A 15,720-nucleotide genomic window follows, 5' to 3' on the forward strand; every position below is an offset into this window, starting at 1 on the left:
ACGTGATCAGGACAAAATGTGGTCAGCGGGTTTCAGTGCCCGGGTCAACCGGTGATAGCTGAAACTAAACCCCGGAAACATGGCGATCACATGACCGCTCCTGCTTTGATACCAACTGTGGCAGCCCCCGGACTTCCAGACGGTGCGCTCCATTTCGCGGTGGATCATCTCAGTGTAGGTACGTTCTGCCTCGGGGCGTACTTCGATGCTGCGCAAACCCTGTTCTTTGAGCGTGCGAATGCAGTCGAGGATGTAATTCATCTGGGATTCGATGATGAACAGCGCCGAGGTGTGGCCGATGCCGGTGTTGGGCCCGGTGACGATAAACAGGTTGGGAAAGTCCGGCAGGCTGGTGCCCAGATAAGCCCGCGGGTACTGGGCCCAGACGTCTTTGAGCCGGGTGCCGTTTTTGCCGGTGACCGGGTAGGAAATCACCCCGTCGGTGGCGTCGTACCCGGTGGACCAGACGATCAGGTCCAGGTCGATGTGCTGACCGTCCTGGGTGACGATGCCGGTTTCGTCGATGGACGCGATGCCTTGCTCGCGGCTGTGCAGCGTCACGTTGCGGCGGCCGAGCGCCGGGTAAAGGGTGCTTGAGACAATCACGCGCTTGCAGCCGATGGTGAAGTCCGGTGTCAGTTTGCGGCGTAATTCCGGGTCGGGCACCTGGCGTTTGAGGAAGCGCAGGGCGTGGTGCTGGACCATGCGGATCGCCGGCTTCGAGTATTTGAAGGCAATCACCCGGGTTTCGAACTGCCAGTAGAGCATCCAGCGCAGCAGCTTGTACGCCGGTTTGAGGCCCAGCAGCCAACGCTGGAAAGGCCCGAAGGTGCGGTCGGCCCGGGGCAATACCCAATGCGGCGTGCGCTGGAACACATGCAGGTGCTCGACGTCGGGGGCAATGGCGGGAATCACCTGCGCCGCACTGGCGCCGCTGCCGACGATGGCGACACGTTTGTGGTGATAGTCGAAGGAGTGATCCCAGTTGTTTGTATGAAAAGTCTTTCCCTGAAAGCGTTCCTGGCCTTCGAAGTGTGGGACGACGGGTTGGCTCAGCGGCCCCGTGGCGTTGATCAGGAACTGCGCGTAAAACGTGCCTTTGGCGCCGGTGTGCACCGCCCAGCGCTGGCCGTCGGCGTCCCATTCGATGCGCTCGACATTGGCTTGCAGTTCGACCTTGTCCCGCAGGCCGAAGTGCTCCACCACGTACTGGGTGTAGTGGTGCAGTTCAGCCTGATCGGCGAACATTTGCGTCCAGCGGTAGGGGGCGAAAGACAGTGAGTAGAGCGGCGAGGGCACATCGACGGCCGCGCCGGGGTAGGTGTTCTGGCACCAGGTGCCGCCAAAAAAGTCCCGTCGTTCCAGCAGGCGAAAATCGTCGATGCCTGCCTTGAGCAAATTGATCGCCGCGCACTGACCGCCAAAACCGCTGCCGATGATCAACACCTGAAAGGTCTGCATGGGCCTCCTTTTTTATCGATTATCTGATTCTCCCTTCATGTATAGCCCAAACATCGGCCACATAACTTGTAGGAGCGAAGCTTGCTCGCGAAGAACGATGACGCGGTCCGCCTTATGCACCACGGTGTCCCATTCGCGGGCAAGCCTCGCTCCTACGGAACCGCGCGCCCGCCGGTGATGGCTATTTAACTTCGCCCTGATAGACTCCCAGCACACCCGCAACCCTTGTGTGGTCAGGTTCCGTTCTGTGACGCAGAGGCCCTTATGGGAAAAACGGGAGGAAAAGGGCTTTCACTGGCCAGAAGGCTCTATACATCGCGAACCCTGGGCTTGGCCCTGGGCCTGTTGTGCGTAGGCGCGGCGATGTATCCACTCAACCCGGCGCCGTGGGTCTGGGTGCTGATGCTGGTCAATGGCGTGCTCTGGCCGCATGTTGCCTATCAATGGGCGCGTCGGGCGAAGGTGCCCTTTCACGCCGAGCATCGCAACATCCTGGTCGACGCCTTTCTCGGCGGTTTCTGGGTCGCTGCGATGCAGTTCAATCCGCTGCCGAGCGCGGCGACGCTGTCCATGATGGCCATGAACAACGTGGCGATCGGTGGTTTGCGGTTCCTGCTGGTGGGCACGGTCGCGCAGATTCTCGGGATCGGTGTCGGCCTGCTGGTATTCACACCGGCTTTTGTCACGCAAACCAGCCCGTTGCAGCTGTACGCCTGTCTGCCCCTGCTGGTCCTGTATCCACTGGCGCTGGGCTGGATCTGCTTTCAACAGGCCACCACCCTGGGCCGCCAAAAACGCGAACTGCTGGCCCTGAGCCGTACCGACAGCCTCACCGGCCTGCTGAACCATGGCGCCTGGAAGGACCAGCTGGAAGTTGAATTCCAGCGTTGCCAACGCCAGCAGCAGGGCGGTGCGATTGCGTTGATCGACATCGACCATTTCAAAACCATCAATGACACCTACGGCCACGTCGCCGGGGACATCGTGCTGCGGCAACTGAGCAAAATGCTCAAGCAGAACCTGCGGGCGACCGATGTGGCGGGGCGCTATGGCGGTGACGAGTTCTGCGTGCTCCTCCCGGACTTGCCCCTCGATAGCGCAGCGGCTGCCATGGACGCCTTGCGTGATCGCTTCGCGACCCTGGGCTACGAGCAGAACCCGGCGCTGAAAGTCAGCTTGAGCATTGGCCTGGCGGCGTTCGACCCGTCACACACCGACGCCACCCTGTGGCTCAATGACGCCGACCAGGCGCTCTACGAAGCCAAGACCACCGGCCGCAACCGCGTTATCTGCCGCATAGACGGCAAACCCCAGCACGAATTGCTCGACCCGGTCTGAGGGCCCACACACGTCCCCCTGTGGGAGCGGGCCCTTGTGGCGAGGGGATTTATCCCCGTTCGGCTGCGAAGCAGTCGTAAATCGCTGAACGCGGTATGCCTGAAAAAACGCGATGGTAGATCTGGGGCCGCTTCGCAGCCCAACGGGGATAAATCCCCTCGCCACAAGGGCCCGCTCCCACAGGGGAGGGGTGGTGTGTCAGGTCGGTTGGTGTCGCATTGGGCATAGAGCCAAGCGGCTCGGTGAGGTAGGGTTTCGGTTCCCCGACACGAAACAAGGATCGATTCATGACGCTCAATCTCCCTCGTTCCCTGCTGGCCACCAGCCTTGGCCTGACCCTCGCCCTCAGTACATTCTCCCCTGCAGCCTTCGCCGAACCCCACAAACAAGTCCTCGCCGATTCCGAGCAGTACAAGGGTGAAGCCCTGAAACTGTTGGAGCGGCTGGTGAACATCGACTCCGGTTCCGGCTATGAACCCGGCCTGACACAAGTGCGCGACATCGCCATCGACGAGCTGAAAAAACTCGGCGCCACCATCGAACTGGTGCCCAACACACCGGACAAAAGCAGCCACGTGATCGCGACCCTCAAAGGCACCGGCAAGGCGAAAATCCTGCTGATGGCGCACATGGACACGGTGTTCAAGGAAGGCTCGGCCGCCGAACGCCCGTTCCACATCAAGGACGGTCGCGCCTACGGGCCGGGCGTGATGGACGACAAGGGCGGCATCGTCGCCGGGATCTACGCGCTGAAAGTGCTGAAGAACCTCGACTTCAAGGACTACGCGCAAATCACCTTTCTGCTCGACGCCAGCGAAGAGACCGGCTCGGACATCGCCACCGACCTGATCAAGAAAACCGCCAAGGCCCACGACGTGACCCTCAACCTCGAACCGGGCCGCCCGGCGGATGGCCTGGTGGTGTGGCGCAAAGGCAGCGCGACGGCGGTGGTGGAAGTCAAAGGCAAAGCCGCGCATGCCGGTGTTGCACCGGAGCTGGGACGCAACGCGGCGATGGAGGCGGCGCACCAGATTCTGCAGCTCGGCAAACTGGGCGACGCCGAGAAAAAAACCACCATCAACTTTACCGTGATCAAGTCGGGCGACCGCACCAACGTGATTCCGGACCAGGCCACGGCCAAGGCTGACGTGCGGGCAGCGGTGCCGGAAGAGTTCGACCGGATCGAGAAGGACCTGGCGCGGGTGTCCAAGGACAAGCTGATTCCGGACACCGAAGTCACCACCACACTACAGCGCGGTTTGCCGCCGATGCCGCAGACGGCGGAATCGGATCGGCTGATGGCCATGGCGCAGGGAATTTACGGCGAGATCGGGCGCAAGTTGACAGAAGAAGGCAGCGGCGGAGCGGCGGATGCCAGCCTCTCGGCCGGTGTGGGCACGCCGACGCTGGATGGATTCGGGATTGTTGGCGGCAATATTCATACCCCTGAAGAGTACGCGGAGGTAGAAAGCGTGGCGCCGCGGATTTACCTGCTGTCGCGGATGATTATGGAGTTGACCAAGCACTGATTCACCCCCGCTGATCGTTCCCACGCTCTGCGTGGGAATGCCTCAACGGACGCTCCGCGTTCGGTTTTGGAGGGGACGCAGAGCGTCCCGGGCTGCATTCCCACGCAGAGCGTGGGAACGATCAAACAGTAGCGGTGTGACATTGCAGTCACTACAACAACATCTGCTGAACGGTTATTCCTTCACACTCATAAACTCTTCCGCCCAACGGATGTATTCCTCAGGCTGCGTATACGTATGAGTCAGCTCGGTAGCACTCAAATCCGACGCCTGGGTAAAGATCTGCCGTTGCTCACGCAAGCTGTCATACGTCGCCTTGATCGCCGCGAAGTACGCGCCATGACCATCAATGGTCACCCGCACGCCCAGTTCGGCCAGGCGTTTGTCGTCACGCAGCAACGGGTTGCCGTAGGTGACGAGCATCAGTGGCACGCTCAGGTGTTCGGCAATCTGTTCGAGGTGATCGAAGTCCCGCACGCCGACCATGCAGATCCCGTCCGCCCCGGCTTGTTGGTATTGCTTGGTGCGGCTGATGATTTCCTGGATCGGCAGGATCCCGGCGTTGGTGCGCGCGATGATCGCCATTTCCGAGTCGACCCGGGCTTCCAGTGCCGCGCGAATCTTGCCGACGCCTTCCGCCACGCCGATCAGGTCGGTGGATTTGCGGCCGAATTGCGCCGGCAGCAGGGTGTCTTCGATGGTCAGGGCGGCGATACCGGCGCGTTCCAGTTCGACGATGGTGCGCATCACGTTGAGCGCGTTGCCGTAGCCGTGGTCGGCGTCGGCGATGACCGGTAATTGAGCGACACGGCCGATGCGCGTGGCCTGTTCGGCGAACTCGCTGAGGGTGATCAAGGCAAAGTCGGGGGCGCCCAGCACCTGCAACGACGCGACCGAGCCACCCAGGATTCCCACTTCAAAACCGAGGTCAGCGGCAATGCGGGCCGACATCGGGTCGAAGACCGACGCCGTGTGATAGCAGGCGTTGGAAGCAAACAGCTCGCGGAAGTTACGGCGCAAATCTTGATGAGAAAGCCTGGACATATGAGTTCCACCAATACAAAGGAATGGAAAGGCTTGAGCAAAGGTGTCAACGCCGAAGGAACAAAAGGCTATCACGCGGACGAGGGGAAGATGATGACGAATTTTGCACTGAGAGGATGACGCTGTTCCTGTGGCGAGGGGGCTTGCCCCCGTTCGGCTGCGCAGCAGTCGTAAAACGATGGGCGCGGTGTGTCTGGAAATATAGGGTGGCAGGTTTTGGGGCCGCTACGCAGCCCAACGGGGGTAAACCCCCTCGCCACAGGTAAACCCTCTGTAGAGGTGGGGAGGATTCAGGATCTGATCAAGCCGCGACAGCGTGCTGCTGCCGATTGGCCAGCGGCACTGCTCGCACCGAATTCCCCGGTTGCAGTTGCAGGCGTTTGGCCGTGAGTCGGTCGACGATCAGGCTGTTGCCCACCAACCGGCCCTGAGCGGTGGTGATACGGCAGTTTTCCAGGCGGCGGTTGTGGATCAGCCACACCGGGGCCTGCTCGTCAGGCGTGCCGATGGCCAAAACCAGCGGCTGGCTGTCGCGCACGGTGCGGATTTTCGCGATCGGTGCTTCGATCACCGGTCCGGCGTCGAAGATGTCGATGTAGCCCTGATGCACAAAACCTTCGGCCTTGAGGATCTTCAGTGCCGGTTCGGTGTTTGGATGCGCCTTGCCGATGACGGCCTGGGCCTGTTCGGTGAGCAGGCACGTGTAGAGCGGCTGGCGTGGCATCAGTTCGGCGATGAACGATTTGCTGCCCAGCCCCGACAGGTGATCGGCGTGGCTGAAATCCATCTTGAAGAAGTGCCGGCCCAGGCTGTCCCAGAACGGTGAACAGCCGTGTTCATCGGCGCTGCCGCGCAGTTCGGCGATGAGTTTGTCGCCGAACAGGTGCGGGAACTCGGCCACGAACAGCAGACGCCCCAAGGACAGCAACCGACCGTTGCTGCCGTGGCGTTGATCGGGTCGCAGAAACAGCGAGCAGATTTCCGATTGGCCGGTCATTTCATTATTCAGAAACAGCGTCGGAATCTGCCGCTGAATCCCCAGGTCCGGCGATGAACTGACCGTCAGCCCGAGCCGGTAGTTGTACCAGGGTTCACGCAGGCCGACGGCGCCGGCCAACGCACTGATGCCGACCACTTGCTGGTCGTCATCTTCCAGCACGAACAAGTAATCGGCATCCGCACGCTCGACCTGCTCGGCGAAGGTCCGTTGGGCCCAGCGCACCCGGTGCACCAGGCGTTCTTCGTTGGCCGGCAGGGTGGTAAAACCGGGGCCGGCCTGCTGCACCAGATCCATCAAGGCGGGCAGGTCGGTGATGTGAACCGGGCGGACTATCATGATGCAGCTCCTTCTTCGCGCCAGTTCGGGCGCTGTCGTTGGGCACGGGGCCGGGTGCTGCTCACAGGGCAATCAGCCGGATCGGGCTGCCATCGGTGACATTCAGGGCGGCACACATATCGGCGCTCAACCCCACCGGTTTCCCGGCCTGGACATTCAGCTCGGCGACGATGGCGCGATACTCCTTCAGCGAATCGTTGCTCACCAGGTAACGGCCACGCGCATCGATCAGCGAAGCCCGTTGCGCCGTGCCGGTCTGGCTTTGGGCGATGGAGAGAATGTTCGAGGTGCGCGCATACAGCGTCGGGCCACCGTCGAACAAGTCGATGTAGCTGTTGGTTTCAAACCCCTCGCGCTCAAGAATATCGAAGGCCTCCTGGCCATCGGGGTGGATCCGGCCGATGCAATCCTGTGCCGCCTGGGGCAGCATCGGCACGTAGATCGGGTATTGCGGCATCAGTTCGGCGAGGAAGGTCCGGCTCTCCAGACCGCAGAGCCGCTCGGCCTCGGCGTAGGGCAGGTCGAAGAAATGCTTGCCCAGCGCATCCCAGAACGGTGATTGCCCTTCATCGCTGCTGAAACCGACGATCTCGGTGATCACCGCTTCGGCAAAGCGCTGCGAATGGGCGGCAATGAACAACAGGCGCGCCCGGGACAGCAACTCCGAAAACGGTGTGCGCACCAGCGCCGTGTCGATATGAAAGCCCCGCAGCAAGGTGTGGCCGCTGAGGTCCTGGCACAACGACAACGCCGGTACGCCGTGTTCGATGTTCAGCTCCCGCGAGGCGCTTGTGAAGTGACGGTTGCGCAAACTGTAGAACGGTTCGTTGAAGCCGGCGGTGGCAAGGATTTCCGAGCACCCCACCAGACGCCGGGCCGCGAGATCCTCCAGCACGAAGAAATAGTTCTCCGGGCCATGAACCTCCACGTCTTTGTCGAACGAGGCGCCGGAGTCAAGAATCCTCAAGCGCAGGCGTTCAGTGTCGTCCGGCAAGGACGTGACACCGACCAGGCTGTCGCGCGCCAGTTGCTGTAACTGGGGCAGGTCGGTTAACTCGACTGGGCGTAAGACCAGCATGGATGTACTCCTGTATCAAAGGGTTCGGTGATGTGTGCCGAACCTGACTATCACTGTCGGTTTCCACGCATTAAATCGGCGGTCGCCTGATTTCTTGTCAGACGCCGCTCTTTTTCTTGTCAGCCGTTGCTCGGGTCGGGCAACGCCGTGCTGGCGCCCAGCTTGTTGAGAAAAAACAGATACACCAGGCCCAAGGCAATCCAGATCAGGCCGAGTTTTTGTGCATCGACGCCCATGTTGTACATGATGGCCGCGACGATGATGAAGCCGATCACCGGGCAAACCAGGTGACGGATCACCTGGCCGGACTTCTGCCGACGCCAGTAGTAATTGATGACGGTCAGGTGCAGCAACATGAAACCGCTCAGCGCGCCGAAGTTCACCAGCGAGGTGAGGGTGTCCACCGAGTTGATGAACAGGTAGCAGATCACCAGCGACAGCACGGCCACCAGATAGATGCTCAGGTACGGGGTGTTGTGTTTCGGGTGAACCTTGGCCAGCACTTTCGGCAATTTGCCGTCCCGGGCCATGCCGAACAGCAGGCGCGATACCGCCGCTTGTGACGTGATGGCAACCGCCACGCCCCAGGCCAGGGCCGTGGCCACGCCAGTCAGTGTGGCCAGCCAGCTGCCGGCAGCAATTTCGGCGATTTCATAGAACGCGGTGTCGGCGGAAGTGAAGCCCATGCCAGCCGCCAGGTCAGTGGCAATCCAGGTTTGCACGACGAAGATCACGCCCATCACCACCAGCGTGATCAACGCTGCCTTGCCAACGCTGCGGCCCGGGTCGCCCTTGATTTCTTCGGCGAGGGTGGAGATCGCATCGAAACCCAGGAAGGACAGCACCGCAATCGACACGGCTTGCATCAGCAGGGCGAAATTGAAGGTGTCGGGGTTGTATAACGGCGCCAGGGTCAGCTGACCGTTGCCGCCGCCGCTGTGCAGCGCATTCCAGGCGTAGAACAGGAAGATCCCCAGCACCACCAGTTGCGCTAGCAGAAAGACAATGTTCATGCGGGCGGTGAAGGTGATGCCCCGCAGGTTGACGAAAGTCGCGCTGACCAGAAACGCCAGGATGAAACCGACCTTGGGAATGTCCGGGTAAAGGTGATTCAGCGCCATGGCCGCGTACACGTAGAGCAGCGGTGGAATCAGCAGGTAATCGAGCAGCATCAGCCAGCCGGCGATAAACCCGACATGCGGGTTGAGGCCGCGTTGCGCGTAGGAATACACCGAGCCCGCAATCGGAAAGGCCCGCGCCATGCTGCCGTAACTCAGGGCGGTGAACAGCATCGCGACCATGCCGATGATGTAGGCCAGCGGCACCATCCCGGGCGCTTCGGCGTTGACGTAACCGTACACACCGAACGGGGCGATGGGGATCATGAAGATCATCCCGTACACCACCAGGTCGGTCAGCGACAGGCTACGTTTCAACTCTTGCTTGTAGCCGAATTCTTCTATTTCCATGAAGCTCTACTCCTTGGGATGAAAGCAGCTGCACGCTGCGGGTTTGACGCGATTTCTTACAACAGCGGTGCCAGGTAAGCGGTCCAGCGACTGACTTCTTCAGGGGTGCGCAGCAGATCGTTGCGCACCTCGATCAACACCGATTCCAGTCCTCGTGCATCACCGTGCACCGGCACGGTCATGTCGCCCAGCGGGTTGATTTTGTACGGCTCATTACCGGCGACCTTCAAGGGGTGCTGGCTCAACCCGTCAATCAATCGTTGGGCGTAGCCCTTGGCTTCGCCAAACAGCACGCCGACTTCCAGCGCGCGCGGCTGGCCGTGGTAAACCGGGGTGAAGCTGTGAATGCCGACCACCCGGACCGGCCGCCCTTGTGTGACACGCTGGTCGATCAAGGTTTGCAGCCGCGCATGAAACGGTTTGAACAGGCATTCGCGGCGGTACTCGCGGGTGGCCTCGTCCAGATCCCGATTACCCGGTATCTGATAAATCTCGCTCTGCGGCGGGATGCTGTCCGGGGCATGACGCGGGCGGTTGAGGTCAATCAATAGCCGTGAGTAATTGGCCGCCAGCAACGTCGCTCCCAGTGCATGGGACAAACCTTGCGCCAGCGCCAACGCGCCAATGTCCCAGGCGATATGTTCGCGGGCCGCGTCATGACTCAAGCCCAGGTCATTCAACCCGGGCGGGATGAAACGGCTGGCGTGTTCGCACACCAGAATCAACGGGTGCGCCGAGTCTTCGCGGCTCAGGGTGTACGCGGGCTCGGTAAAAAGACCGAGTTCAGCGGATTCAGTACAGGCGTGCATAGTGCTCACAGCGTTCGGCGGGCGACAGCTGTTCCGTCAGCGTCAACTCCTCGGTTTTAAGGGCGAACCAGGTGTCCATCAACGCGCTCGGCATGGCTTCGAGCAGCGCCTCGCTGTTGCGCAGGCACTCGAGCGCCTCGGCAAGTGACGCGGGCAGGGCGACGATGCCGCGGGCCTGGCGTTGTTCTTCGTTCAGTGAATCGGGGATTTCATCGGTGATCGCGTTCAAGGCCAGGCGTTGCTCGATGCCCAGGCGACCGGCGATCAGCAGTGCGGCCATGGCCAGGTGCGGCGACGCCGTGGCGTCCATGGCGCGAAATTCCAGGTTGTATTGCGCCGCCACCGATTTGCCGCCCAGGCTCACCGTCGGGCAGATCCGCAACGCCGCTTCGCGGTTGCGCTGGCCGAGGCAAGCGTAGGAAGCGCTCCAGTGATGCGGCTGCAAACGCTCGTAGGACACCGGTGTCGGTGCGGTAAACGCGCAGAGTGCCGGCAAGTAATGCAGGATGCCGGCGGCCCAGTGCTGGCCGAGGGTGGACAGGCCATTGATCGTGCCGGCGTCGTACATCGCCGGTTGGCCGTCCAGATCCAGCAGGCTGACATGCAAATGGACGCCGTTGCACACGGCATGCTCGGACGTCTTCGGCGCGAAGCTCACGCCCAGGCCCATCTGCCGGGCGATCTCGCGAGTGATCTCGCGCACGTTCACCGCACGGTCCGCCGCCGCGACACCGAAGGCGGGGCGGCAGGTGATTTCGTATTGATGCTTGCCGTATTCGGGTAGGAACATTTCCGGTTCGACGCCACCGGCGCGCAAGGCGCTGAGCAGCCAGCCACCGAACTCGGCGCCCTGACGCTGGGCCTCAAGGGAGAACGCCCGTTGATCGGCCGCGCCGCTGCGCAGGTTGAATTCATGTTCGAACGCGGCGTTGACCTGCAGGCCCAGTTCGGCGCGATACCGCTCCACTTCATTGCGCAGCAACGTGCGTGGGCAGGCGCCCCACGGGCGGCCATCGGTTTCGTGAATGTCGCTGTGGATGAAGTCCAGCGCCGGGGCCGTGGAATCCGGGCCATTGCTGACCGTCACCCGGCTGCTCAGGTCGGGAATCAGCCGTAAATCGCCATACGCGCCCCACGGGTTGGTGGAGGCGATGATGTCTTGCGGGGTCAGGGCGCTGTTGGCCGGCACCCAGCCGCAGCCCGTCGTCAGATAGTGTTCAAGCTCGTCCGTCGGGAACGAGCGGCCACGCGTCACACCGATCAGGTCGGTGGTGACGAGGGTGGTCATGGGCAGCGGCGACAGGCGTTCGTTCATGCTTGCATCTCCTGCAACCGGCCGAGCACGGTCTGGGTGTCGGTGATCCAGCAGTAACCCTTGATCGCATTCAGGCAGGCTTGATGACGCTCCGGCGTGTAGGTCGCACAGGCATCCTCCACCAGCGTCACCAGGTAGCCACGGTCGGCGGCGTCACGCACGGCCATGTCCACGCACTGGTCGGTGACGATGCCAGCGATGATCAGGTGCCGGGTTTCAAGGTTGCGCAGTACGTAGTCGATGTTGGTGGAGTTGAAGACCCCGGAGGAGGTCTTGGGCAGGACGATTTCGTTTTCCGTTGGCGTCAGGTCGTCGATGATCTGCGCCGATGCGCTGCCTTTGGGCAAGTGCATGTCCGAGAGCTTGTGGTCCAGCGAGCGGTCGCGGCCGTCGGCGGTCAGGCTTTCGATAATCGTGTGCAGTACGTTTTGCCCTGCGCTGCGAAAGGCACTGAGCAACCGGCGTTGATTGGGCACCACCTGCATGTGGGTGCGGGTCAGGAAGTATTCGCCGTCCGGTCCGTTGAGGTGCGGGTCGAACTGCGGTTCGAGCCAGGCCCGCTGCATGTCCACCAGCAACAGCGCGGTGTGATCGGCAGTGAACGGCAGGTCCCGGGGCGAGTGGTGGGGGAGCGTGAACATCCTTATTTATCCTCCAGCAGGTGGGTGTCGAAGTCGGTCCGCAGGGCATCGATGCCTTCCAGGCGATCGGCCAGCTCCGGGCTGCGCAGGGTCAGGCAGGCGATCAGCGCCTCGACCTGGGCCAGCGCCGGCACCATGGAGTCGAAGGCCGACACCGATTCCACCGGCGCACTGATAATCAGGTCGGCCATTTCCCGCAGCGGTGAAGCATAGATATCAGTGAACAACACCACGCGGGCGTATCGGTTTTTTGCCGCATTGGCTACGCGCAGGGCCTGTGACTGGTAGCGGCGATAGTCGAACACCAGCACCACGTCCTGGCGCTGCACGTCGAACAGCCGGTCGGGCAGTTGCGCGTTGTCTTCCAGGGCGAAACAGCCCGGACGCAGCAGGCGCAAATGGTTGAGCAGATAACTGGCGAGGAAACTGCTGAAGCGCCCACCAAAGCAGTGAACCTGGTGGCGTGTTTCGAGCAGCCATTCGACCAGAATCCGCACGTCTTCGGGTTGTGTCAGCGCATGGGTATCCACCAGCGCCCGGTGGCTGTCCGCCAGGTAATGGCTCCAGGCGTCGCCCTTCTGCAGATGAGAACGAAGCTGTAACAAGGCACTGGGGGACCGCAGGCGGTGGTCCATGTCGCTGAGCAAGGCATCCTGGAAATCGGCGTAACCGCTGAAACCCAGTTTTTTCACCAGCCGCACAATGGTGGGGTCGCTGACACCGGCATGTTCGGCCAAACGTGACATCGGCCCCAGCCCGTTACGTGGGTACTGGTCCAATAAGGCACGGATGACTTTGCGTTCCGCCGGCGTAAGGTCCAGGCCGGGATCGGTGATCAGGTCTCTGAGAGAGGGCATCCGGGCTCCTGCTGGATGGGTGTGTCGATTTTGTTTCATAAATTGCTAAAACAGTATTTATGTAGCGCACGCTACATGTCTAGTGAATTTTTCCGTGGTTTTTCCAGGCCCTGAAATGGGGCGAAAAGCCCGTGCGCTGAGGGCTACACGGAAGTCGACTGGCGTTGTAGTCCATCGCCCGCAAGGGTGTCAGAGATTACCTAAATTCATTGGTTGGTTGAGTTGTGTCCCCGTGGTAGCTGGTTCAAAGGAAACGCCCTGGATTGCGGTTCTTGCGGCACAATTGCGTCATTATCGACGGCATCGTGCCGTCTTCCATTTCATCGACAGGGTGATAAACCGTGCAGGCAACCCGTTTGACCCTGATGTGCCATGCGCGAACCGTCGCACAAAAATTGGCGAGTTTGCCTATGAATGAGCCATTGGAATGTTATGAGGAGTCGGCGAAGGGTTCGCGCAGCAGCCAGTTCGAGGGGGCGCCACGCCTGCTCTGCGGGCCGGAGTTGCGCACGCAGCAGACGGCCGAGTTGTTTGGCAATAATGTTGAAATCGTCCCGGCGCTGAGGGATTGCGACTTCGGACGGTGGAGCGGGATACGGATCAATGACCTGCAAAAGTCCGAGCCCGAGGCGCTGCAGGCCTGGTTCGACGATCCGACCTCGGCGCCCCATGGCGGTGAGTCGGTCGCGCAGCTCGCTGAGCGCGTGGCGCAATGGCTCAAGTCCCTTGAGGCCACACCGGGGCCTATCCTTGCCATCACCCATCCCTTTGTCATTCGCGCGGCACTGACGCAGGTGTTGCAGGCCAAGGCGTTCAACCTGATTGACGTCGAACCGTTGTCGGCCATCGAGTTACGGTTCACCGGCCGCTGGCGCCTGCGTTTGCTTGAAGGAGACATTTGATGAAAAAGCTGCTGGTCATCGGCATCGGCGCCGGCAACCCCGACTACATCACGATGCAGGCCGTGAAGGCACTGAACCTCGTCGACGTGTTTTTCCTGATGGACAAGGGCCAGAGCAAAGACAAATTGATCGACCTGCGCCGTGAGATCTGCGAACGCTACATCACCGATCATGACTACCATTTCGTCGAGGCCCACAGCCCGGAGCGCGAGCGCGGGGAAGTGGACTACAAGACCAGCATCGAAGATCTGAACCTCGCCAAGCAGCAGACCTTCGAGCGGCTGATCAATGAGGAACTGTCCGACGACCAGTGCGGCGGTTTTCTGGTGTGGGGCGATCCGGCGCTGTACGACAGCACCCTGCGGATTTTGCAGGCGATCCTGGCCTCGGGCCGCTGTGCGTTCGAGTATGACGTGATCCCCGGCATCACCAGCGTTCAGGCGCTGGCGGCGCAGCATAAAGTGCCGCTGAATCGCATTGGCCGCTCGATTGAAATCACCACCGGCCGACGGCTGGCGGCGGGGCAGGTGAGCGATGCCGATAGCCTGGTGGTGATGCTCGATGCCGAGGATTCCTACCATCAGGTGGCGGATCAGGAGACGGAGATTTACTGGGGGGCTTATCTGGGGACGCCGGATGAGATTTTGATCAGCGGCAAGCTCAAGGATGTGGCGGATGAGATCGAGCGAGTGCGCAAGGCGGCGCGAGTGGCGAATGGGTGGATTATGGATACCTACCTGTTGCGCAAGCCTTGAGGTAAGCGGTGCTTGGGCTGACGCCTTCGCGGGCAAGCCTCGCTCCTACGGGTATCGCGTTGCCCTGGTAGGAGCGAGGCTTGCCCGCGAAGAGGCCCTCAAGCGCACCTCAAGTCATCGCCTTTAACCCACGCCCAAACCGCTCCCGATACACCGACGGCGGCACACCCACCACCCCACGAAACGCCACCCGAAAACTCTCCACCGACCGGTACCCGCACAGCTCGGCAATCTGATCGGTGTTTTGATTGGTGCTCTCCAGCAACTCCCTCGCCCGCGCCAGCCGCTCATGCTGCAACCACGCCTTGGGCGGCATGCCGGTGGCCTCGGTAAACCGGCGCAGAAAGGTCCGTTCACTCATGGCCGCCTCGCTCGCCAGTTCGCGAACTTCCAGCGGTTCATGCAAGCGCTCCCGCGCCCACTGCATGACACGAGACAAATCGCTGCGCGGCGTCGGGCTGACGGGCGTAGGAATAAACTGCGCCTGCCCGCCGGTGCGTTGCGGCGACATGACCAGGCGCCGCGCCACCGAGTTGGCCACCTGCGTCCCGAAATCCCGCGCTACCAGGTGCAGGCACGCATCGATGCCCGCCGCACTGCCGGCCGATGTAATCAACTGGCCGGAGTCGACATAGAGCACGTCAGGGTCCACCAGAATGTTCGGAAAACGTTCGGCCAACTCAGCGGCGTAGCGCCAATGCGTGGTGGCGCCGTGACCGTCCAGCAGGCCGGTCGCCGCCAGCACAAACACGCCGGAGCAGATCGACAGCAACCGCGCACCCTGCGCATGGGCCTGGCGCAGGGCGGCGAGCAAGTGTTCCGGCACCGGCGCGTTGCGGTCGCGCCAACCGGGAATGATGATCGTGCGGGCGTCTTCGAGTAGCTCCATGCCGCCATCGGCCAGCACCTGAATGCCGCCCATGGCGCGCATCGGGCCTTGATCCACGGCGACGATACGATGCTCATACCAGGGAAAATCGAACTCCGGCCGCGCCAGGCCGAAGATCTCCACGGCGATGCCGAATTCGAATGTACAGAGGCCGTCGTAGGCCAGAATCGCGACCAATCCAGGGTTCGGTTGCATTTGGCGGAAAGTTCCCGGTGAGTGTCTTGTCCGCCACTGTAGCCGCAAGCGCCGGGCGGATAAAGTCTTCTCACACCCACTCAAGACGTTGGAGTACCGCCC

14 protein-coding genes are annotated in these 15,720 nt (G+C 61.6%); 4 read left to right on the forward strand and 10 right to left on the reverse strand.

Annotated features, from left to right (window positions below):
- Positions 1–6: 6 nt before the first annotated feature.
- Positions 7–1,461: a flavin-containing monooxygenase gene (locus tag ACIQV9_RS12450; RefSeq protein WP_403101535.1), complete on the reverse strand. Its 1,455-nt coding sequence runs from the start codon at positions 1,459–1,461 to the stop codon at positions 7–9.
- A gap of 264 nt (positions 1,462–1,725) precedes the next feature.
- On the opposite strand from ACIQV9_RS12450, the gene ACIQV9_RS12455 reads away from it, so the two are divergent.
- Both ACIQV9_RS12455 and ACIQV9_RS12460 read left to right on the forward strand, forming a co-directional pair.
- On the forward strand, positions 1,726–2,799 hold the full coding sequence (locus ACIQV9_RS12455) for a diguanylate cyclase (RefSeq protein WP_403101537.1): 1,074 nt from the start codon (positions 1,726–1,728) through the stop codon (positions 2,797–2,799).
- A 287-nt stretch (positions 2,800–3,086) separates the two neighbouring features.
- The gene (locus ACIQV9_RS12460; protein WP_403101539.1) at positions 3,087–4,328 is read left to right on the forward strand and encodes a M20/M25/M40 family metallo-hydrolase; all 1,242 of its coding nucleotides are present in this window, start codon (positions 3,087–3,089) and stop codon (positions 4,326–4,328) included.
- Positions 4,329–4,502: 174 nt separating this feature from the next.
- Here ACIQV9_RS12460 and ACIQV9_RS12465 read toward each other — a convergent pair whose 3' ends face one another.
- From ACIQV9_RS12465 to ACIQV9_RS12500, 8 genes are all read right to left on the reverse strand, one after another.
- Positions 4,503–5,372, reverse strand: coding sequence for an oxaloacetate decarboxylase (locus ACIQV9_RS12465; protein WP_403101541.1), 870 nt, complete (start codon positions 5,370–5,372; stop codon positions 4,503–4,505).
- Positions 5,373–5,673: 301 nt separating this feature from the next.
- A complete protein-coding gene (astA, locus tag ACIQV9_RS12470) occupies positions 5,674–6,708 on the reverse strand; it encodes an arginine N-succinyltransferase (protein ID WP_403101543.1) in 1,035 nt (344 codons plus the stop codon).
- Positions 6,709–6,769: 61 nt separating this feature from the next.
- Positions 6,770–7,786: an arginine N-succinyltransferase gene (locus ACIQV9_RS12475; RefSeq protein ID WP_403101545.1), complete on the reverse strand. Its 1,017-nt coding sequence runs from the start codon at positions 7,784–7,786 to the stop codon at positions 6,770–6,772.
- A 119-nt stretch (positions 7,787–7,905) separates the two neighbouring features.
- Positions 7,906–9,255, reverse strand: coding sequence for an APC family permease (locus tag ACIQV9_RS12480; protein ID WP_403101547.1), 1,350 nt, complete (start codon positions 9,253–9,255; stop codon positions 7,906–7,908).
- A 56-nt stretch (positions 9,256–9,311) separates the two neighbouring features.
- On the reverse strand, positions 9,312–10,064 hold the full coding sequence (locus tag ACIQV9_RS12485; RefSeq protein ID WP_403101549.1) for an N-formylglutamate amidohydrolase: 753 nt from the start codon (positions 10,062–10,064) through the stop codon (positions 9,312–9,314).
- Positions 10,048–11,379 carry a glutamine synthetase family protein gene (locus ACIQV9_RS12490; RefSeq protein WP_403101551.1) on the reverse strand — a complete coding sequence of 444 codons (1,332 nt, stop codon included), beginning with the start codon at positions 11,377–11,379 and terminating at the stop codon, positions 10,048–10,050. Before ACIQV9_RS12490 ends, ACIQV9_RS12485 begins: the two co-directional genes overlap by 17 nt.
- A complete protein-coding gene (locus ACIQV9_RS12495; RefSeq protein WP_403101553.1) occupies positions 11,376–12,020 on the reverse strand; it encodes an isochorismatase family cysteine hydrolase in 645 nt (214 codons plus the stop codon). Before ACIQV9_RS12495 ends, ACIQV9_RS12490 begins: the two co-directional genes overlap by 4 nt.
- Positions 12,021–12,022: 2 nt before the next feature.
- Positions 12,023–12,877, reverse strand: a complete 855-nt coding sequence (locus ACIQV9_RS12500; protein WP_403101555.1) for a MurR/RpiR family transcriptional regulator — start codon at positions 12,875–12,877, stop codon at positions 12,023–12,025.
- A gap of 341 nt (positions 12,878–13,218) precedes the next feature.
- Between ACIQV9_RS12500 and ACIQV9_RS12505 the strand changes: the two genes are divergently transcribed.
- Both ACIQV9_RS12505 and cobF read left to right on the forward strand, forming a co-directional pair.
- Complete coding sequence (locus ACIQV9_RS12505) at positions 13,219–13,779, forward strand: histidine phosphatase family protein (RefSeq protein ID WP_403101557.1); 561 nt, start codon at positions 13,219–13,221, stop codon at positions 13,777–13,779.
- Positions 13,779–14,534, forward strand: coding sequence for a precorrin-6A synthase (deacetylating) (gene cobF, locus ACIQV9_RS12510; RefSeq protein WP_403101559.1), 756 nt, complete (start codon positions 13,779–13,781; stop codon positions 14,532–14,534). Before ACIQV9_RS12505 ends, cobF begins: the two co-directional genes overlap by 1 nt.
- Positions 14,535–14,643: 109 nt before the next feature.
- On the opposite strand, the gene ftrA is transcribed toward cobF, so the two are convergent.
- Positions 14,644–15,618 (reverse strand): transcriptional regulator FtrA, encoded by a 975-nt coding sequence (ftrA, locus tag ACIQV9_RS12515; RefSeq protein ID WP_403101561.1) that lies wholly within the window; start codon positions 15,616–15,618, stop codon positions 14,644–14,646.
- Between the last annotated feature and the right edge of the window lie 102 nt (positions 15,619–15,720).

The sequence above is a fragment of the Pseudomonas sp. NPDC099000 genome (assembly GCF_044759925.1).
GTDB lineage: Bacteria > Pseudomonadota > Gammaproteobacteria > Pseudomonadales > Pseudomonadaceae > Aquipseudomonas.